The organism is Dyella sp. LX-66, from assembly GCF_018599165.1.
Classification (GTDB): Bacteria; Pseudomonadota; Gammaproteobacteria; order Xanthomonadales; family Rhodanobacteraceae; genus Dyella_D; species Dyella_D marensis.
The window spans coordinates 12,338-30,616 of record NZ_JAHFVJ010000012.1 but is presented as its reverse complement, the minus strand read 5'-3'; the positions used below and the strand labels follow the sequence as shown (position 1 = coordinate 30,616).

The window sequence follows — 18,279 nt, the reverse complement described above, 5'->3', positions numbered from 1 at the left end:
TGATCATTTTGCCTGGTAGGTGACGCGATACACGGCGCCGCTCAGGTCGTCGCTCACCAGCAGGCTGCCGTCCGGCAGCGGCTGCACGTCGGCGGGGCGACCCCAGGCTTTCTCGTCCTGCATGAAGCCGTCGATCAGCGGTTCGTACGAGGCCACCTTGTTGCCGTTGAGGCGCACTGTCATCACGCGGTAACCGGATTTCCTGGTGCGGTTCCACGAGCCGTGTTCGGCAATGATCAGCGCGCCCTTGTAGGCGGCCGGGAACTGCTGGCCTTCGTAGAAGCGCAGGCCCAGCGAGGCCACGTGGGGGCCGAGCTTGAGCACCGGCGGCGTGTAGTCCTTGCAGTTCTTGCCCTTGCCGAATTCCGGATCGAGCGTGTCGCCTTGATGGCAATAGGGATAGCCGAAGTGCTCGCCCACGCGGGTGAGGCGATTGAGTTCGTCGCTGGGCAGGTCGTCGCCCAGCAGGTCGCGGCCGTTCTCGGTGAACCACAGGTCGTTGCTGCCCGGGCGCCAGGTGAAGCCGACGGTGTTGCGGATGCCGTAGGCGACATCTTCCAGGCCGGTGCCGTCCTTGTTGAGGCGGGTGAGCTTGGCGTAGTCCTTGCCCTTGTCGCAGATATTGCAGGGCGCGCCGATCGGCACGTACAGCTTGCCGTCGGGGCCGAAGGCGATGAACTTCCAGCCGTGGTGCGTCTCGGTGGGGAACTTGTCGTACACCACCTCAGGTTTAGGCGGGTTGTCGAGGTGGTTCTCGATATCGCGCAGCACCACGATCTTGCTCACGGCGGACACATACAGGTCGCCGTCCTTGAACGCCACGCCCACCGGCAGCTGCAGGCCGGTGGCGATCACGCGCACCTTGTCGGCCTTGCCACTGCCCGTGCTGTCGGTCAGCGCATAGACCTTGCCGGCGTCGTTCGAACCGACGAACACCGTGCCCTTGGCGCCCAGCGCGATCTCGCGCGCATTGGGGGTCTGGTCGGTATAGACCGCGATATGGAAACCCTTGGGCAGGGTCAGCTTGTCCAGCTGGGGATCGGCCAGGGCCGGTAGAGCAAGCAGGCCGAGCGCGAGAGCGAGGAACGGACGCATGGGTGACCTCCGGGTGGGCGGAGCCCCGAAGCCTATACCGACGCGCGTGAAGTTGCCTCTGCCGCTCTGATATCGTGCGCCGCCTGAGAGGGGCGACAGATGAGCGAATTGCAGGACCTGACCACCCTGGTGCGCGCGGCCACGCCGCTGCTGGTCATCGAGACGGTGGACGAACAGCGGGTGATCGAGTGTTTCCGCCACGTCATTTCGCAGTCGCTGCGGCCGCTGTGGCGCTGGACCCTGACCGACGGCTTGAACCGGCTGGACTTCGCCCAGGGCGGCGAGGCGATCGCGCCGGATGCGGACGCCACCCTGGATGCCATCCGCGACGCGCCCGAGCGCGGCATCTACCTGCTGTTCGATTTCCACCCGTTCCTGCGCTATGCCATGACCTTGCGCCAGCTGCGCGAGATCGTGCAGCGCCAGCGTTCGGCGGCGCATACGATCGTGCTGGTGGGCGCGCGCATCGAGCTGCCGGAGGAGCTGGAGGCGCTGTGCATGCGCGTGCCGCTGTCGCTGCCGGACATCAAGGAGCTGGCCGCGATCCTGCGCGCCGAGGCGCTGGCCTGGCAGCGCGAGCACGGCCGCCGCGTGGAAGTGGACGGCGACGCCGCGCGCACCATCGTGCGCAACCTGCTCGGCCTGGCCGCGACGGATGCGCGGCGCATCGTGCGCAAGCTGATCTACAACGACGGCGCGCTCACCGCCGACGACCTGCCGGAACTGATGCGCACCAAGTTCGAGCTGCTCAACCGCTCCGGCCTGCTGCATTACGAATACGCCACGGCCAGCTTCGCCGATATCGCTGGCGTCAGCCGCGTGCGCGACTGGGTGGCGCGGCGGCGCACGATCTTCCTCGCCGCCGAACCCGATCCCACGCTCGACCCGCCCAAGGGCGTGCTGCTGCTGGGCGTGCAGGGCTGCGGCAAAAGCCTGGCGGCCAAGGCGATCGCCGGCGGCTTCGGCGTGCCGCTGGTGCGCATGGATTTCGGCGCGCTCTACAACAAGTACCAGGGCGAGACCGAAAAGAACCTGCGCGAGGCGCTGCACAGCACCGAGCTGCTGGCGCCGTGCGTGCTGTGGATCGACGAGATCGAGAAGGGCCTGGCCAGCGGCGGCGAGGATGGCGGCGTGTCGCGCCGCGTGCTCGGCTATCTGCTGACCTGGATGGCGGAGCGCAAGGCGAAAGTCTTCGTGGTGGCTACCGCCAATGCGGTGGACGAGCTGCCGGCCGAGCTGCTGCGCAAGGGTCGCTTCGACGAGATCTTCTTCGTCGACCTGCCCAAGCCGTCCGTGCGCAACGACATCTTCGCGATGCATCTGCGCCGGCGGAAACTGCCGGTGGAGCAGTTCGATCTGCCGGCCTTGTCGGCCGCGAGCGAAGGTTTCTCCGGCGCGGAAATCGAGCAGGCCGTGGTCAGCGCGCTGTACGACGCCAGCAGCGCCGCCACACCGCCGGACCAGCCGATGATGATCGCCGCACTGGGCGCGACGCGGCCCTTGTCGGTGCTGATGCGCGAGCAGGTCGAAGCGCTGCGCATCTGGGCGCGCGGGCGCTGCGTGCCGGCGGATTGAGGTTCTGATGGATCGTGCACGCATCGACGCCGTGATCGACGCGCTCGCCAACGAAGGCTGGTGCGTGTTCGAGGATCTGCTGCCTGGCGAAGCGACGGCGGCGCTGGCGGGCGAGTGCGCGGCGCGGCATGCGTCGGGCGAGCTGACAGCGGCGCGGATCGGGCGGGAGAAGCTGGCATCCACCCTGCGCGGCGACCACACGCGCTGGTTCGAGATGGACGCACCCACCGCGGCGCAGCAGCCGTACGTCGAAGCGCTCGACGCGCTGCGCGTGGCCTTCAATCGCAGCCTGATGCTGGGACTGGTGGAAAGCGAAGCGCATTACGCCGTGTATCCGCCCGGCGCGCGCTATGCGCGACACCTGGACCAGCCGCACCAGCTCGAAGCGCGCGTGGTGTCGGCGGTGTATTACCTCAACGCGGATTGGCGCGCGGAAGACGGCGGCGCGCTGCGCCTGTATCTGGACGACGGCAGCCACCACGACGTGCTGCCGCAGGCGGGGCGCATGGTGCTGTTCCTGTCCTCGCACTTCGAACACGAAGTGTTGCCGGCCACGCGCGAGCGCATGAGCATCGCCTGCTGGATGCGGCGGCGCGAGCCGGGTTCGCTGATTTGATCGGGTTGATCTGACGCGTTACGCCCGAATCAGTCGGCCAGCGCGTTGAAGCGCGCGGCGATGTATTCGTCGGTGAAGCTGGTCATGTCCATGCCGCGGATAAAGCCGCAATGGCCGCCGTGCGGCGCGATATCCAGCTCCACGCAGGGCGGCAGTTCCAGCTTTTCGAACGCATCGACGGGGATGACCGGATCATCGCGCGCGGTGAGGATGGTGGCTGGAATCTGCATGCGCTTGAGCGCGGCGCCGGCTACCGAATAGCCGTCCAGATAGGCCTGCAGCGAGCCGAAGTCGGTATGGCGCAGCACCAGCGATTCGGTGAGGCCGCGCAGGTTCTGCTTGAGCTCATCCAGCTCGAAATACTGGCGGTGCGGAAACGCTGCCTGCTTGGCGCGCAGCGAGCGGCGCCACTTGCGCAGGAAGTAGGCCCGGTAGAACCACGGTGCGGTTTCTTCCAGCGAGAACAGGCCTTCGCCCGGATCGACGATCGGGCACACCGCGAGCGCGTAATCCAGCGGCACGCCGGCTTCCGGCGCACGCAGCGCGGCGCGCAGCGCGAAGTTGCCGCCCAGCGAGAACCCGGCCAGCGCCAGCTTGCGCGAGGGCCAGCGCCGGGCGATGTCGCCCAGCGCGTGCACCACTTCGTCGATGCGGCAGGAATGGAACAGCGCTTCGTTGAGCGGATGGCTGTCGCCGTGGTCGCGGAAATTCAGGCGGAAGATGTCCCAGCCTTCGGCGAGCAGGCGGCTGCCGGTCTGCAGCACGTAGGTGGAATCGACGCTGCCTTCCCAGCCGTGGAACAGCACGGCCAGGCCGCGCGCCTGCGGGAGCTTTTTCTGCGCGGTGTAGGCGCCGGTGAGGCGTACGCCGTCGCCCCCGTCCACCATCGTCTCCTGCGCGCCTTCGCGCACGGTCTGCGCCGCATGCGGCAGCAGCTGGCGGCGCACGCCGCTGGAGGACAGCATGGTCTGGATATGGCCGCTGGTCAGCGGCCATGGCGGGCGGAAATCGGTGCCTCGGGGGAGGGTCATGCGGTGCGGTCTTCCAGCGCCGCGGCGATGCGTTCGCGCGACAGTTCCGCCATGCGACGGCGCGCGTCCGGCGTGGCGGGCACCGGTTCCAGGAAATGCACTTCGGCGTCCAGCGGCGCCTCGCCCAGCAGGCGCAGGAAGTTCTGCATGAAGTTCTCGTGCTCGCGGAAACCCGCGTCGACCACGCGGCGGCCGTCGCGCGCGAAGCGCAGCGCCACCGGCTGCACCGGCACTTCCGCGTCCAGCGCGGCCTGGAAGATGCGCGCATGGAACACGCGCAGCACGCCGTTGTGGCCGGTGCCGCCTTCCGGGAATACCGCCACCGAACGGCCGCCGCGCAGGCGGTCGACCATCACCTGCATCACCGTGGCCAGCGAGTGGTTGCTGCCGCGGCGATGGAAGATGGTGCCGCCGCTGGCGGCCAGCCAGCCGACCAGCGGCCAGCTGGCGATCTCCGCCTTGGCCACGAAGCAGGCGGCGCGCTGGCTGTGCAGCAGCTCGATGTCGATCCACGAGGTGTGGTTGGCCACGAACAGCACCGGATCGCGCAGCGGCTGGCCAATGCGCACCGAGCGCAGGCCGAAGATGCGCAGCAGCGCGCGCGACCACCAGCGGATCATGCGGTGCGCGAACGGCTCGCGGCCGTCCTTCATCACGACGTGGCGGTTCCAGCTGAGGATGCCGGCGCACAGGAACACGCCCAGCACGATATGCAGGAGCAACAGAGGAATGCGCCAGAAGTAGCGCAGCGGTCGCAGGAAATCTCGGTCCTGGGCGGAGACGGTGTCGGTGCTCATCAGCGGGTTAGTTTAGCGTTAGTGGGACTCTACGTCGGCTGTGCGCATGCGCATGGTGCAGACGGCATTCCACTGGCGTTTCAAACTGCCGGCCCGGATGAATCACTGCGCTGCCAGGCTGGCCTCGATCAGCCGCCGCGCCATCGCGCCCAGCACGCGTGCCGGACTGCGTTCGCCGAAGGCCTGGCCGGAGACGTAGCTGCCTTCGATCAGCAGCAGCAGGCCATCGGCCAGTTCGTCCGGATCGGGGGCGCCCATGCCGCGGCACAGCTCGCGCAGGTGCTCGCGCAAGGCTTCCTTGCTCTCCACGCCGACCTGGTGCGCCGGATGGGCGGGATCGGGGTATTCGATCACCGCATTGGTGAGGCCGCAGCCGCGGTAGCCATCGGTGCTGGCGCGCGTGGCCAGGTAGTCGACGTAGGCCAGCAGTTGCGCCTTGGGGTCGTCCGGATGGCCGGCGCCCTGGGCGGCGAAGTTGTCGCGGAAGCGGCGGTCGTAGTCGCGCAGGTACTCGGCGATCAACTCGTCCTTGGACTCGAAGGCGCGGTACAGGCTGGGCTTGGTCACCCCGGCGCGGTTGACGATCTCCTCCACGCCGATCGCGCGGATGCCTTCGCGGTAGAACAGGTCGAAGGCGGTGTCGCGGATGCGGTCCGCCGCGCGGCGTGGCGTTTCGGAGGATTCCGGGGCTACCGGGGTGGATTTCGTGCGGTTGGACATGGTTCGACCTGTTGACAATGTTACCGATCGGTACGTACTCTGCGCTCCCATCCCGTACCGATCGGTAACATGACTATACAACGCCACCGGCCCTTCGGCCAAAACTACGCCTTCGTCGTCGTCGCCGTGGTCTTCCTGGCCCTGCTCGCATCGGCCGGTATGCGTGCCACGCCGGGCGTGCTGATGCTGCCGCTGGGCCGCGCCTTCGGCTGGAGCCGGGACAGCATTTCCTCGGCCGCCGCGGTCGGCATCCTGCTGTACGGCCTGATGGGTCCGTTCGCCGCGGCGCTGATGCAGCGTTTCGGCATCCGCCGTGTGCTGCTGGTGGCGCTGTCGGTGATGACCCTGGCCGCCGCCTCCAGCGCGCTGATGAGCCAGCCCTGGCAATTGGTGGCCACCTGGGGCGTGCTGTCCGGCGCCGGCACCGGCTGCGTGGCGGTGGTGATGGGCGCCACCGTGGTCGGCCGCTGGTTCAGCAGCCATCGCGGACTGATGATGGGCCTGCTCACCGCCAGCACCGCCACCGGCACCTTGATCTTCCTGCCCGGGCTGGCGGCGATTGCCGAGTACTTCGGCTGGCAGGCCGTGGTGCTGACCATTGCCGCCGTTTCCGCGGTGCTGATCCCGCTGGCCTGGTGGCTGCTGCCGGAACGCCCGTCGGATATCGGCTTGCGCCGCTACGGCGCCGCGGCGGACGAGCCGGTCGATACCGGCGCTGCGACCGGCAACCTGTTTGCCATGACCCTGGGCGTGCTGCGCAACGCCACCCGCAACGGCACGTTCTGGCTGCTGTTCGCCACCTTCTTCGTGTGCGGCTTCACCACCAACGGGTTGATCGGCACGCACTTCATTGCGCTGTGCGGCGACCACGGCATCCCGGAAGTACGCGCGGCCGGCCTGCTGGCGATGATGGGCATCTTCGACCTGGTCGGCACCACGGCCTCGGGCTGGCTCACCGACCGCTTCGATCCGCGCAAGCTGCTGTTCGTCTATTACGGGCTGCGCGGGCTGTCGCTGATGTATCTGCCGTATTCCGATTTCTCGTTCTACAGCCTGTCGCTGTTCGGCGTGTTCTACGGCCTGGACTGGATCGCCACCGTGCCGCCCACCCTGCGCCTGACCACCGACGCCTTCGGCGAGCGCGATGCACCGATCGTGTTCGGCTGGGTGGTGGCCGGCCACCAGGTCGGCGCCGCCACCGCCGCCTTCATGGCCGGCGTGCTGCGCGTGCAGCTGGGCAGCTATATGACGCCGTTCGTGATCGCCGGCGCCGCGGGCGTGGTGGCGGCCTTCCTGGCCCTGCGCATCGGCCGCCGCCGCGATCGCGGCGAGCTGCCGGCACTGGCCGGCGAGGCGGCGTAAAGGCGTAGGTTGGGGTGAGCCAAAGGCGAACCCCAACAGACCTTCAGGCGCGTCACAACGTTGGGGTTCGCTGCGCTCACCCCAACCTACGATTCGAGCTGCGACAAAGGCAGCGCCGCCGAGCGCTTCACCGTGCGCAGCACGAAGCTGGAGTTCACGTCGGCCACGCCGGAGGCATTGAGCAGGCGATCGAGCAGGAAGCGCGAGAAGTGCTGCAGGTCGGCGACATAGACGTGCATCAGGTAGTCCATGTCGCCGGTCAGCGCGTAGCAGGCCACGATCTCGTCCCACTCGTTGACGTTGCGCACGAAGCGCTCGATCGCCTCGCCTTCGTGCTTGGCCAGCTGCACGCGCACGAAGGCCTGCAGCCCCAGGCCCACCGCCTCCGGGTCGACCTGGGCGCTGTAGCCGGTGAGCACGCCCTCGGCCTCCAGCCGCTGCAGGCGGCGCAGGCAGGCGGAGGGCGACAGGTTCACCCGCTCGGCCAGCTCGGCGTTGGTGATGCGGCCCTCGCTCTGCAGGACGGCGAGCATGCGCAGGTCGGTGCGGTCCAGGGTGGCCATGCAAGATGCTCCGGCTAGATAACGTCGTGACGCATGATTATTGCGCTTTTAGCGTCACATCCTGCAACAAAACAACCTTCATGCGCGCCCTCCGCCGTATCCTGTTGTCCTTCTACCCGGAGGCCCGCCATGGACCACAGCACGCCACGCAAAGTCGAACACCAGCAGACCGACCGCGGTTATGTGCCGGTGTATGCCACCGGCGTGGTCGAGCAGCCCTGGGCCAACTACAGCCAGACCGACCACGAGGTCTGGAACACCCTGTACCGCCGCCAGCGCGAGCTGCTGAAAGGCCGCGCCTGCCAGGAATTCCTCGACGGCATCGAACGTTTCGGCATGGGCGAGAACGGCATTCCGAAGTTTGCCGACCTCAACCAGGTGCTGGGCGAAACCACTGGCTGGGAGCTGGTGGCCGTGGAAGGCCTGCTGCCGGACGAAGTGTTCTTCGACCACCTGGCCAACCGCCGCTTCCCGGTCAGCTGGTGGATCCGCCGCCCCGACCAGCTCGACTACCTGAGCGAGCCGGACCTGTTCCACGACCTGTTCGGCCACGTGCCCCTGCTGCTCAATCCGGTGTTCGCCGACTACATGCAGGCCTATGGCCGCGGCGGCATGAAGGCCTTCGGCATCGGTCCGGAAGCGCTGATGAACCTGACCCGCCTGTACTGGTACACGGTGGAGTTCGGCCTGATCAATACCGGCGAAGGCATGCGCATCTACGGCGCCGGCATCGTCAGCTCCAAGGGCGAGTCGATCTACTGCCTGGATGCCGCCGCGCCGAATCGCATCGGCTTCGGCCTGGAGCGCGTGATGAATACGCGCTACCGCATCGACACCTACCAGCAGACCTACTTCGTGATCGACAGCTTCGAGCAGCTGTTCGATGCGACGCGCCCGGACTTCACGCCGATCTACGCGGACCTGAAGACGCACCAGCCGCACGCCGCCGCCGACGTGCTCGACAGCGACCGCGTGTTCAACCGCGGCACGCGCGAAGGCTTTGCGACCGACGCCGACACCTGAGTCCGCGTCGATGCCGCATATGAAAAGGCCCGCATCTGCGGGCCTTTTTTATTGCACCGATTTCTTGCCGCGCTTGAGCTCACTCACCGCCAGCACCTTGGCGATGCGCGTCCCATCCCAGCAATAGCGCAGATGCTCCGCCTGCACGCACGGCGCCACGCAGTCCGGATAGAACACCGCGATGCACTCGCCGCCGGCATGGCGCACGCTGTCGTACACGATGCCGTCGGAACCGTCCGCGCGCAGCCGGCGCGCCAGCTTTACGCTGGCCACGTAGCTGTCCGGGTCGTGCTCGGCCGGCCAGCCGCCGCGCAGGTCGTGCAGCTTGGCCTGCACGCTGGTGCGGTAGCAGCGCATCTCCACGTCGCACGCGGGCTCCGCGGTGGCGGCGAGGAAGCGCTCGCGGTGGTAGACGGTTTCCTCCACCGCGGTGATCAGGCTGCGCCCGGCGTAGAACACGCCCCAGCTGCCATCGGAAAAACGGCTGCCGTCGGGATTCAGATGAGTGAACGCCGCCATCACCGGCGTGGTGCCGGGGCCACTGACGCGACGATCCTGCGGCACCAGCGGCAGCACGCCGAGTTCGTCGCGGATGCGCGGATTGGTCAGCGCCTCGATGGAGAACAGCGCTTCGAGGTCGGCCGCGTCGGCAATGCGGTCGTACACGCTGACCGGCGGAAACCGGCTCGGCACGATGCGGAAGGCCTGGCTCCAGCGGATGCGTTTCAGGGGCGGGGTGTCTGCCATGACGGAAAGTTCTTCACTGTGCCCAGGACTCGCCAGTATGCGGTCCCGGGGTATCGCCGACTGCGACGCGTGCCGCGCCGGTCACCAGCCGCGCTGCGCGTCCAGGTACTGGCGCACCACGTACAGGTCAGCCACGTTGCCGGAAAGCATGCGGTCCAGCGCCGAGCCGCCGCCGAACAGCGGCGCCGCGTTCGGCTTGCGCACCCAGGCGTCGGCCTGCTTGGTGTCGGGAAAGAGAATCTGCAGGTCCTTGTAGATGCCCAGCAGATAACTGATGCGCTCGAGCACGTCGCGGCCCAGGCTGCCTTCCTGCTGGCGTTTCCATTTGTAGAAAGTCGACTCCGGCGGATCGCCGAGCAGCCGGCGCTGATCGCTGATGCGCAGCTCCCACTGCTCGGCCAGCTTGAAGAAAGCGCGCAAGGCCGGGCCGCCAAGCTCGGTAGCCGCGACGAATTCGGGCTGGAGGTGGGCCGCCATTGTCTACTCTCCATGTGAAGTTGACGTGCAGTCTACTCCATATGTGTAGTTCACGCCACTGGCGGCCCAGAGGCCGGTCCGGCGGCGTGGTTCAGGACTTGCCGCCATCCTTCGCGCAATCGCAGCCGAATACCGGCTCCGGCCCGCCCTCGTCGATAAAGCGGTCGATGCGCTGCTCCAAAACCGGCAACGGCACCGAGCCGATCTCCAGCACCGTGTCGTGGAAATGGCGGATGTCGAAGCGGGTGCCCAGCGCCTGCTCGGCCTTGCGGCGCAGCTCCAGAATCTTCAGATAACCCAGCTCGTAGGACAGCGCCTGCCCCGGCCAGCTGATGTAGCGGTCCACTTCGTTGGCGATCTCGCGTGCGGACAGCGCGGTGTTGTCGGTGAGGTAGTCGATCGCCTGCTGGCGGGTCCAGCCCATGTGGTGGATGCCGGTGTCCACCACCAGGCGGCAGGCGCGCCACATCTGGTAGGTGAGATAGCCGAAGCGGTCGTAAGGCGTCTTGTAGATGCCCATCTCGTTGCCGAGATATTCCGAGTACAGGCCCCAGCCCTCGCCGTAGGCCGAGATATAGCCCTGGCGGCGGAACGCCGGCTGGCCTTTCTGCTCGGCGGCCAGCGCCAGCTGCAGCGAATGGCCGGGCGCCGATTCGTGCAGGGTCAACGCGGCCACGTTGTACAGCGGGCGCGACGGCAGGTCGTAGGTGTTCACCAGATAAGCGCTCGCGCCGCCGCGACCGGAGGTGTAGTACGGCGCGATATCCGGCGCCACCGGCACGATGGCGAAGCGCTGGCGCGGCAGGCGGCCGAACAGCTTGCCGAGCTGGCCGTCCACCTGCTTGGCCACCCAGGCGCTGCGCATCAGCAGTTCCTCGGGTGTCTTGGCGTGGAACTGTGGATCCGTGCGCAGGAACTTCAGGAACTGGGGAAAGCTGCCCTTGAAGCCGCTTTCCTGCATGGTCTTGACCATCTGCGCATGGATCTTCGCCACCTGCTCCAGGCCCACCTGGTGGATGGCGCCGGGGTCCAGGTCCAGCGTGGTGTATTCGATGATCTGCTGGCGGTACCAGGCCTTGCCGTCCGGCATGGCTTCGGCGGCGAGCGTGGTGCGCGCGCGGGGCACGTATTCCTCGCGGAAGAACTTCAGCAGCGTGGCGTAGGCGGGGATCACCTTCTGCGCGATCGCCTGCTTCGCTTCCTCGCGCATGCGCGCGGCCTCCTCGGCGGAGACGCTGGCCGGCATCTGTTCGAACGGCTTGTAGAAGCTGCTCTGGGTCGGGTCTTTCAGGTCCGACACCGCCACGATCGAGGCATCGCGCCCGTCCAGCACCGCGCGCGGCACGGTGAAGCCGCGGTCGAGCCCATCGCGCATGTTGGCGATCTGTTGCGCGAAGTAGGCCGGCACCTGGCCCAGGTGATCCAGATAGCGGCGATAGTCCTGCGGCGTGCGCAGTTCGTCGGCGTTGAGCACGTAGCCCAGGTCGCTCCAGAACGCCGAGTCGCTGTTGAACGGCATCTGCCACTGCTTGTACTGCTGGCCCGCGAGCATGTTCTGGATCTGCGTGCGGTACACGGCGTAGTTGACCTTGTCCTCGGCGCCGAGCTGCTTCGGGTCGATCGCGTCGAGGTCGGCCAGCGTCTTCTTCCAGACGTCGAGCCGGCGCTGCTGGCTGGCGGCGTCGACGTCGTCCAGCCGCGCATTGCTCGGCTGCGCCTCGCCGGCGTTGTTGATGCCGGCCTGGCCGTTGCGCCAGGCCCATTCCTGCTCGTAGATGCGGTGGAAACGCGCGGCGGCGTCATCCGCCCAGGCGGGCGCGGCCAGTGTCAGCGCGGCCAGCGCCAGCCAGGTGATGCGATGGGGATTGTTCACTCTCTGATTTCCTTTGCTTCCGGCGCGGCAGCCAGCACGGCATCCTCCACGCTCCAGTAATCCAGCGCCTGTGAAGGAAGCTGGGGCAGCGCCATGCGTTGCAGCGCGCTGCGCGCATGATCCTTCAAACGGGCCACGCGCAGCGCGATGCCGCGCGCATCCAGCCAGGCGACGAAATCGCCCAGCGATTCCAGCACGGTGCCGTCCAGGTCGGGCGATTCCTCCAGGCTCAGCACCACCTCGCGCAGCGGCGTGCGCTCGGTGACGCGCTGGCGCACCTGCGCGAACACGGCCTCGGCATTGGCGAAGAACAGCGGTTCTTCCGGCCGCACGATCAGCACGCCCGGCATTTCGCGCGCCTGCGTGTGCGCCGCCACGTCGACGAAATCGTGCCCGCCGTCCAGCCGCCCCAGCACGCTCAGCCGCGGCGTGGCCAGGCGGCGCAGCAACATGATCAGGCTGAAGGCGATGGCGAACAGCAGACCGTTGAGAATACCCAGCGACAACACCGCCAACACCGCCGCCAGCGCCACCAGGCGGTCGCGATGCCAGCGCAGGTAGGGGCTGAAGGCGGACAGGCGCAGCGACTTGCTCACCGCGTGGATCACGATGGCCGCCAGCACCGGCATCGGAATGCGTTCGATCCACGGCAGCAGGAACAGCACCATCAGCAGCACGCCGCCCGCCGCCACCAGGCCAGCCAGGCGCGAGCGCGCACCGGCCGCTTCGTTCGCCGAGGTGGCCGAATAACCCGCGCCGACCGGCATGCCGTGCAGCAGGCCCGCCACCACATTGGCCGCGCCGAGCACGGCCAGGTCGCGGTTGAGATTCACCGCATCGCCATGCTTCAGCGCGAAGTTGCGGATCGAACCGTACGACTCCGCGTACAGGATCAACAGCAGCGCCGCCGCCAACTCCACGCTGGGCAGCCATTGCCCGCTCGCCGGCCAGCGCGGCCAGGCCCATTGCGGCGCCAGCTGCATCGCGCCGACCAGGGCCACGCCATGCCGCGCCAGCCAGCCCGACGCGGCAATGCCCAGCGCGATCGCCAGCAGGCTGCCCGGCAGGCGGCGCAGGCGCTCGCACAGAAACAGCAACAGCAGCGCAACGGCGCCCATGCCGAGCGCCGCGGGCTTGATGCCGCCGAGATCGCCGAACAGATGGACCAGCAGCACCGGCACGAAATCGCCATGCAGCGCCGGCACGCCCAGCAAGGTCGGCAGCTGCTTGAGCGCGATCACGCAGGCCAGGCCGAAGGTGTAGCCGCGCAGCACCGGCCGCGCGATCAGATGCGACAGACCGCCCAGCCGCAGCGCGCCGGCCAGCAGAAAGCACAGGCCCGTAAGCACCACCAACCCCGCCACGATGGCCGCGCGCGAGGACGGATCGCCGCCTTCCAGCGCCAGCGTGCCGGCGGCGAGCACCGCCGCGGACGAAGAGGTGGCCGAGACGATGGCATAGCGGCTGCGCCCCAGCAGGCCATAGCAGACCAGGCCGGCGAACAGCGCCATCACGCCCGCTTGCGGAGGGAGTCCCGCGATGCCCGCATAGGCGACGGCCTCGGGCAGCAGCAGGCCGGCAATCGCCAGCCCGGCGAGCAGATCGACGGTGAAGCCTGGCGCCGCCTTGGCGGCCGCCGCGTCGGCGTTCACCCGATCACACCCGTCCAGCCGGGCAGATAGGCCGCGTCATGCGTATGCGCGTGCAGCAGCGCTTCGTCGACCACGCGCTTGCTGATCTTGCCGCCGGCCAGCTTCACGCGGCGGCGGTAGAAATCCGCCCACAGGAATTCGGCGTACGGCGTGGCGTCCTTCGAGTAACCACCGGCCTGGCGCAGGCGCGCGGCCAGGGTGCGGTAGGGATCGTCGACGAGTTTGTCCAGGCTGGCGGGGATCGCGTCGTAGGCGATGCGCTGTCCCACCGCGTCGTAGGGATGCGCCCAGCGGTTGAATTCCATGGTGCGCCAGAACACGTCAGGCTCCAGCCAGGAGAAATCCCGCTGCACCATCACCGGCACGCTTTTCACGCCTTCTTCGAGCAAGGCCAAGCCCAGGTGATGGTGGTCGACGATATAGACCTTGTTCTTCGGCCCCAGCACGCCGGGAAACCAGTGCGCGTCGATCAGCTCCTTGCGCTTCTTCTTGCCCAGGCTGCGCCAGATGCCGCGCTTCTCGGCCACTTCGGCCTTGCCGACGGTGACCTGGGTGGGCCGCAGCTTGTCGGGCGCGACAGTCAGCAAGGGATGGCGTACATGCGGCTCGGACATGGACAGTTCCTCAAGGGCTGGCGGACGGGGGCATACCGCAGCGCGCCGAGAGTAGCCCAAGCCGGCCACAGCTTCCTGCGCCGGCGGCTGGGTTAGGCTGGGTGTCCCCCATGCAGCCCGACGGCCACGCCATGCCCGCATCCCGCTCCGCCATTCGCTTCGCTCCGCTGGTGCTCGCGCTGGCCCTGCCCGCCGTCTCCTTCGCCCAGGCCCAGGACGACTTCGCGCGCTGCCTGGCCGGGCTGGCGCCCAAGGCGGTGCAGGCGCGCGTGCAGGCCGACACCTACCAGCGCTACACGCGCGACCTGGTGGCCGACACCACGGTGATCGACTCGCTCAACCGCCAGCCGGAGTTCGTGATCCCGGTGTGGGATTACCTCTCGGCCCTGGTCGACCAGGAGCGCGTGGACGATGGCAAGGCGCGCATGCAGCAATGGTCGGCGGTGCTCTCGCGTGCGCAGCAGACCTACGGCGTGGATCCCGCCACCGTGGTGGCCGTGTGGGGCGTGGAGAGCAACTACGGCCAGCAGTTCGGCCAGAAGCCGCTGCTGCAGTCGCTGGCCACGCTCTCGTGCATGGGGCGGCGGCAGGAGTATTTCCGCGGCGAGTTCTTCGCCGCGCTGCGCATCGTGCAGAGCGGCGATATCGGCGCGGACGAGTTCAAGGGTTCCTGGGCCGGTGCGTTCGGGCATACGCAGTTCATGCCGTCCACCTTCGAACGCGTGGCGGTGGATTTCGACGGCGACGGCCATCGCGACCTGATCGCCAGCGTGCCGGATGCGCTGGGTTCCACCGCGCATTACCTGCAGATGTCGCATTGGCAGGCCGGGCAGCCGTGGGGCTACGAGGTGAAGCTGCCGGCGAACTTCGACAGCAAGATCAACGGGCGCACGGCCAAGCGGCCGCTCAGCTACTGGAGCGCGCAGGGCGTGCGCCTGGTCGATGGCTCGCCCCTGCCCGGCGGCGACGAGCCGGCGGGCCTGGTGCTGCCGGCCGGTGCGCAGGGTCCGGCGTTCCTGACCTTGCGCAACTTCGATGCGATCTACGCGTACAACGCGTCGATCAACTACACCCTGGCGATTGCCCTGCTGTCGGACCGCCTGCGCGGCAAGCCCGGCATGGTGGCGTCCTGGCCCACCGACGATCCCGGCACCTCGCGCGCGGAACGGCGCGAGATCCAGCAGCTGCTGATCAACCGCGGCTACGACATCGGCACCGTCGACGGCATGGTCGGCGACAAGACGCGCCAGGCGATCCAGGAGGAGCAGCGCAAGCGCGGACTGCCGGTGGACGACGGACGTCCGGGGCAGCGCATTCTCAAGGCGCTGCGGCAGTCGCCCTGACACGTAGGTTGGGGTGAGCCGCAGGCGAACCCCAACACCGTCACTTCCAAGCGCATCGCGATGTTGGGGTTCGCCTGCGGCTCACCCCAACCTACGATCAGCCCATCCCTTCGTAATAGCCGCGCATGGCTTCGAGATAAGCATCCAGATCGCGCCCCGGCTGGGGCGCGAAGCGCTCGCCGGTAGTGCGGCAGTCGGCGATGCGGTCGGGGCGGAAATTGCGGAAGCCTTCGCGCAGGCGGCACCAGGTGCCCAGGGTCCACTTGCCGCCCCAGAAGGCCAGGCACAGCGGCTCGACTTCGCGCGTGCTGGTGCGGCCGGCTTCGTCGGCATAGTCCAGGCACAGCACCTGGCTGTCGCTGATGGCGCTGTTGAGGCGGTCGATCATGGCGGCGAAGGCGACGCGTCCGGCGTCGCGCCAGATCGGCGCATAGATGCGCGTGCGCGCCGCTCGCTCGCGCAGCTCCGGCGGCAGCACCGCCTCGATCTTCAGCAGCGCCGCCTGCGCCCCCGCAGCCAGCTTCTCGCCCGCGAAGGCGCGCACGAAGCGCGTACCGACCACCAGCGATTCGAGTTCTTCGGCGGTGAACATCAGCGGCGGGATGTCCGAGCCCTTGCGCAGCACGTAGCCGACGCCGGCCTCGCCTTCGATCGGCACGCCCGAGAGCTGCAGGTCGGCCACGTCGCGGTAGACGGTGCGCAGCGAGACGCCGAGCGTGTCGGCCAGGTGCCGCGCCGGCAGCGCCGTACGGCGCCCGCGCAAGGCGTGGATGATGAGGAACAGGCGGTCGGCGCGGCGCATCCGTGCATGATCGCCGAGGCGTGCGGCGGCGGCCAGCGCCGGATGTCACGGCGCGGCGCGCCCGTGCCGATACTGGCCGCGGCCGCGTTCACAGGTGGCGCGTCTCCGCCGGCGTTTCCATCCAGTTGTTGTGGCGGCCGTCGAAGTAGCGCACCGGCGCTTCGGCCAGCTCCTGCGGCTGGACGTCGTCGAGGCAGGCGAGGTTCACCGTATAGAAGGCCCCGCCCACTTCCTCGATATAGCCATGCCCGAACGGATGCGCACCGCAATGCGTGCAGAACATGTGGTGGCAGCTGTTGGTGTTGAACTGGTAGTCGGCCAGCTCGCTTTCGCCACTGCTCAGGCGGAACGCCTCGGGCTTCACCGTGGCGCCCCAGAAGCGCAGCTTCCAGCAGATCGAGCAATTGCACTTGCCGGTGCCGGTCGACAGGTCGATGTCGGCTTCGTAGCGCACGCGGCCGCAGTGGCAGCTGCCGTGATAGGTCTTGCTCATCGGGCGTTTCCTCGGATGGCGTGCCACGCGGCGGCGGCGATGGCCAAGGTCGCGGCAAGGCCGCTGGCCGGTTGCGGTTTGCGCCTGGCGGGCTTCGGCGACGGACGGTACTGCCCGTCCAGCGACAGGCCGCTGAGGAACAGCGGCCGGTAAGCCATCAGTGCGCGGTTGATCGGATCGGGGTGCTTCATGGCGATAAGCCTCAGACGGTGACCGCGCGCTCGCCCGCATACCAGGGCGGCGGCACGGCATGCTTGAACAGGCGGTACCAGTGTTCGCGGTCGCTGCCGCTGTAGAGATCCAGCGTGCGGATCACCTCGCGCGCCAGCTCCACGCTGCCCAGGCTGCTGGCGGTGATGAAGCCGCCGTCGCTGACGGCTAGCGCATCGGGGTCGTACTTCTCCGAGCCGTCATAGACAGCCCCGTAGCCGCCGACGAAGCCGGTGAGATTGCCGGTGTGGCGGCTGCGCGCCATCAGGCCGTGGCGCGCCAGCGCCAACACCGCGCTGCTGATCGCCGCGACGGTGCCGCCGGCGGCGTGCACGCGCTCGGCCGCATCCACGGCTTCCTGCCCTTCGCCGCGCTGCCACAGGTGGCCGCCGGGAAGAATCAGCAACGCCGCGCGGGACAGGTCGATCCGGTCCAGGGTCAGCTCGGGCGTGACGCACAGTCCGCCCATCGAAGTGACCGGCCGGGCAGAGAAGCCCACCGTCACGATGCGCCAGTCGCCGGGGCGGCGGATCTCGCACAGGGCGAGCGCGGCTTCCCAGTCGGCATAGCCGTCGAAAGCCAGGAAATACACGGTGTCACGCATTGTCAGTTCCCTCCTGATCGATACCTGGCCGGAGCGCCGCGCGGGGATGGCGGGCTCCGGATGACGAGGACCTTCCTGGTAATGACGAATGAAGGCGGCGCGCCACGACATCGCGCCGCCTCACCCGCCCGCCGCCCGGCCCTTGCCGGCGGCGGGGGAGTGGGCTTCAGGTCACTGCCGGGACCATAGGCCCACCCGGTTGCCCTCGCTGTCCCGGAATTGCGCGAATGCGCCCTTGCCTTCCGGCAGTACCGTGCGCGGCACGATCACCGCGCCGCCGGCCGCTTCCACCTTGGCCAGGGTCTGCGCCACGTCGGCCACGCTCAGGTACACCGTGCTGCCGTGCATGGACGGCTCGCACTCGTCCAGGCGCATCAGCGCGCCGGTGACGTGCTGGTCGGCGTCGTAGGGGAACACGGCCAGCTCCATGCCGCCGAACAGTTCGCTGCGCAGCGCCGTGCCCAGCGAGGCGTCGTAGAAGCGGATGGCGCGGTCCATCTGGCGGACCGGGATTTCGAACCAGTTGGTGACGACGGGGTTGAGCATGGCCTTGGGTTCCTTGTGGGGGTCTCGATGCGTGGAGCGCAGTTTGGGGACCCCCTGCTGCCAACGTGTTGTCAGCAGCCCCTCGCGGCCGGCGATGACGGAACGGTGAAGACGCCGGGTCGTTTTCCGGCTGGCG

Annotated in this window: 20 protein-coding genes; 5 read left to right on the top strand and 15 right to left on the bottom strand. The window is 68.3% G+C overall.

The genetic code is table 11. The features are described 5' to 3' along the window. Window positions 1-3 precede the first annotated feature (3 nt). Window positions 4-1,095: a PQQ-dependent sugar dehydrogenase gene (locus KK141_RS18995; protein WP_214572677.1), complete on the bottom strand. Its 1,092-nt coding sequence runs from the start codon at window positions 1,093-1,095 to the stop codon at window positions 4-6. 99 nt (window positions 1,096-1,194) lie between these two features. Between KK141_RS18995 and KK141_RS18990 the strand changes: the two genes are divergently transcribed. Then, window positions 1,195-2,670 carry an AAA family ATPase gene (locus tag KK141_RS18990; protein WP_214572676.1) on the top strand — a complete coding sequence of 492 codons (1,476 nt, stop codon included), beginning with the start codon at window positions 1,195-1,197 and terminating at the stop codon, window positions 2,668-2,670. Window positions 2,671-2,677: 7 nt separating this feature from the next. After that, on the top strand, window positions 2,678-3,286 hold the full coding sequence (locus tag KK141_RS18985; protein ID WP_214572675.1) for a 2OG-Fe(II) oxygenase: 609 nt from the start codon (window positions 2,678-2,680) through the stop codon (window positions 3,284-3,286). 29 nt (window positions 3,287-3,315) lie between these two features. On the opposite strand, the gene KK141_RS18980 is transcribed toward KK141_RS18985, so the two are convergent. The 3 genes from KK141_RS18980 to KK141_RS18970 form a co-directional block, all read right to left on the bottom strand. Then, complete coding sequence (locus KK141_RS18980; protein WP_214572674.1) at window positions 3,316-4,317, bottom strand: alpha/beta fold hydrolase; 1,002 nt, start codon at window positions 4,315-4,317, stop codon at window positions 3,316-3,318. Next, window positions 4,314-5,114, bottom strand: a complete 801-nt coding sequence (locus KK141_RS18975; RefSeq protein WP_214572673.1) for a lysophospholipid acyltransferase family protein — start codon at window positions 5,112-5,114, stop codon at window positions 4,314-4,316. Before KK141_RS18975 ends, KK141_RS18980 begins: the two co-directional genes overlap by 4 nt. Before the next feature lie 102 nt (window positions 5,115-5,216). Next, window positions 5,217-5,834, bottom strand: a complete 618-nt coding sequence (locus KK141_RS18970) for a TetR/AcrR family transcriptional regulator (RefSeq protein ID WP_214572672.1) — start codon at window positions 5,832-5,834, stop codon at window positions 5,217-5,219. Between the two features lie 69 nt (window positions 5,835-5,903). On the opposite strand from KK141_RS18970, the gene KK141_RS18965 reads away from it, so the two are divergent. Beyond that, on the top strand, window positions 5,904-7,196 hold the full coding sequence (locus tag KK141_RS18965) for an MFS transporter (protein ID WP_214572671.1): 1,293 nt from the start codon (window positions 5,904-5,906) through the stop codon (window positions 7,194-7,196). Between the two features lie 86 nt (window positions 7,197-7,282). Here the strand turns inward: KK141_RS18965 and KK141_RS18960 are convergent, their stop codons facing one another. Beyond that, window positions 7,283-7,759 carry an Lrp/AsnC family transcriptional regulator gene (locus KK141_RS18960; RefSeq protein WP_167252836.1) on the bottom strand — a complete coding sequence of 159 codons (477 nt, stop codon included), beginning with the start codon at window positions 7,757-7,759 and terminating at the stop codon, window positions 7,283-7,285. A 129-nt stretch (window positions 7,760-7,888) separates the two neighbouring features. Between KK141_RS18960 and phhA the strand changes: the two genes are divergently transcribed. Continuing rightward, window positions 7,889-8,782 (top strand): phenylalanine 4-monooxygenase, encoded by an 894-nt coding sequence (gene phhA, locus KK141_RS18955; RefSeq protein WP_214572670.1) that lies wholly within the window; start codon window positions 7,889-7,891, stop codon window positions 8,780-8,782. Window positions 8,783-8,830: 48 nt separating this feature from the next. Here the strand turns inward: phhA and KK141_RS18950 are convergent, their stop codons facing one another. From KK141_RS18950 to KK141_RS18930, 5 genes are all read right to left on the bottom strand, one after another. After that, window positions 8,831-9,529 carry an RES family NAD+ phosphorylase gene (locus KK141_RS18950; protein ID WP_167252838.1) on the bottom strand — a complete coding sequence of 233 codons (699 nt, stop codon included), beginning with the start codon at window positions 9,527-9,529 and terminating at the stop codon, window positions 8,831-8,833. An 81-nt stretch (window positions 9,530-9,610) separates the two neighbouring features. After that, window positions 9,611-10,006, bottom strand: coding sequence for an MbcA/ParS/Xre antitoxin family protein (locus KK141_RS18945; RefSeq protein ID WP_167252839.1), 396 nt, complete (start codon window positions 10,004-10,006; stop codon window positions 9,611-9,613). 91 nt (window positions 10,007-10,097) lie between these two features. After that, window positions 10,098-11,879, bottom strand: coding sequence for a DUF885 family protein (locus KK141_RS18940; RefSeq protein ID WP_214572669.1), 1,782 nt, complete (start codon window positions 11,877-11,879; stop codon window positions 10,098-10,100). Further along, window positions 11,876-13,531 (bottom strand): SulP family inorganic anion transporter, encoded by a 1,656-nt coding sequence (locus KK141_RS18935; RefSeq protein ID WP_214572668.1) that lies wholly within the window; start codon window positions 13,529-13,531, stop codon window positions 11,876-11,878. The genes KK141_RS18940 and KK141_RS18935 overlap by 4 nt, the downstream gene beginning before the upstream one ends. Then, on the bottom strand, window positions 13,528-14,145 hold the full coding sequence (locus KK141_RS18930; RefSeq protein WP_214572667.1) for a ParB/Srx family N-terminal domain-containing protein: 618 nt from the start codon (window positions 14,143-14,145) through the stop codon (window positions 13,528-13,530). The genes KK141_RS18935 and KK141_RS18930 overlap by 4 nt, the downstream gene beginning before the upstream one ends. Before the next feature lie 110 nt (window positions 14,146-14,255). On the opposite strand from KK141_RS18930, the gene KK141_RS18925 reads away from it, so the two are divergent. Further along, the gene (locus tag KK141_RS18925; protein ID WP_250901878.1) at window positions 14,256-15,488 is read left to right on the top strand and encodes a lytic murein transglycosylase; all 1,233 of its coding nucleotides are present in this window, start codon (window positions 14,256-14,258) and stop codon (window positions 15,486-15,488) included. Between the two features lie 97 nt (window positions 15,489-15,585). Here the strand turns inward: KK141_RS18925 and KK141_RS18920 are convergent, their stop codons facing one another. The 5 genes from KK141_RS18920 to KK141_RS18900 all read right to left on the bottom strand — a co-directional run bounded on the left by KK141_RS18920 (window position 15,586) and on the right by KK141_RS18900 (window position 18,143). Continuing rightward, window positions 15,586-16,290: a YafY family protein gene (locus tag KK141_RS18920; protein ID WP_167252842.1), complete on the bottom strand. Its 705-nt coding sequence runs from the start codon at window positions 16,288-16,290 to the stop codon at window positions 15,586-15,588. A gap of 88 nt (window positions 16,291-16,378) precedes the next feature. Beyond that, on the bottom strand, window positions 16,379-16,783 hold the full coding sequence (locus tag KK141_RS18915; RefSeq protein WP_214572666.1) for a GFA family protein: 405 nt from the start codon (window positions 16,781-16,783) through the stop codon (window positions 16,379-16,381). Further along, the gene (locus KK141_RS18910; protein ID WP_214572665.1) at window positions 16,780-16,974 is read right to left on the bottom strand and encodes a hypothetical protein; all 195 of its coding nucleotides are present in this window, start codon (window positions 16,972-16,974) and stop codon (window positions 16,780-16,782) included. Before KK141_RS18910 ends, KK141_RS18915 begins: the two co-directional genes overlap by 4 nt. A gap of 11 nt (window positions 16,975-16,985) precedes the next feature. Further along, the gene (locus KK141_RS18905; RefSeq protein ID WP_214572664.1) at window positions 16,986-17,597 is read right to left on the bottom strand and encodes a DJ-1/PfpI family protein; all 612 of its coding nucleotides are present in this window, start codon (window positions 17,595-17,597) and stop codon (window positions 16,986-16,988) included. 171 nt (window positions 17,598-17,768) lie between these two features. Then, complete coding sequence (locus tag KK141_RS18900; RefSeq protein WP_214572663.1) at window positions 17,769-18,143, bottom strand: VOC family protein; 375 nt, start codon at window positions 18,141-18,143, stop codon at window positions 17,769-17,771. Between the last annotated feature and the right edge of the window lie 136 nt (window positions 18,144-18,279).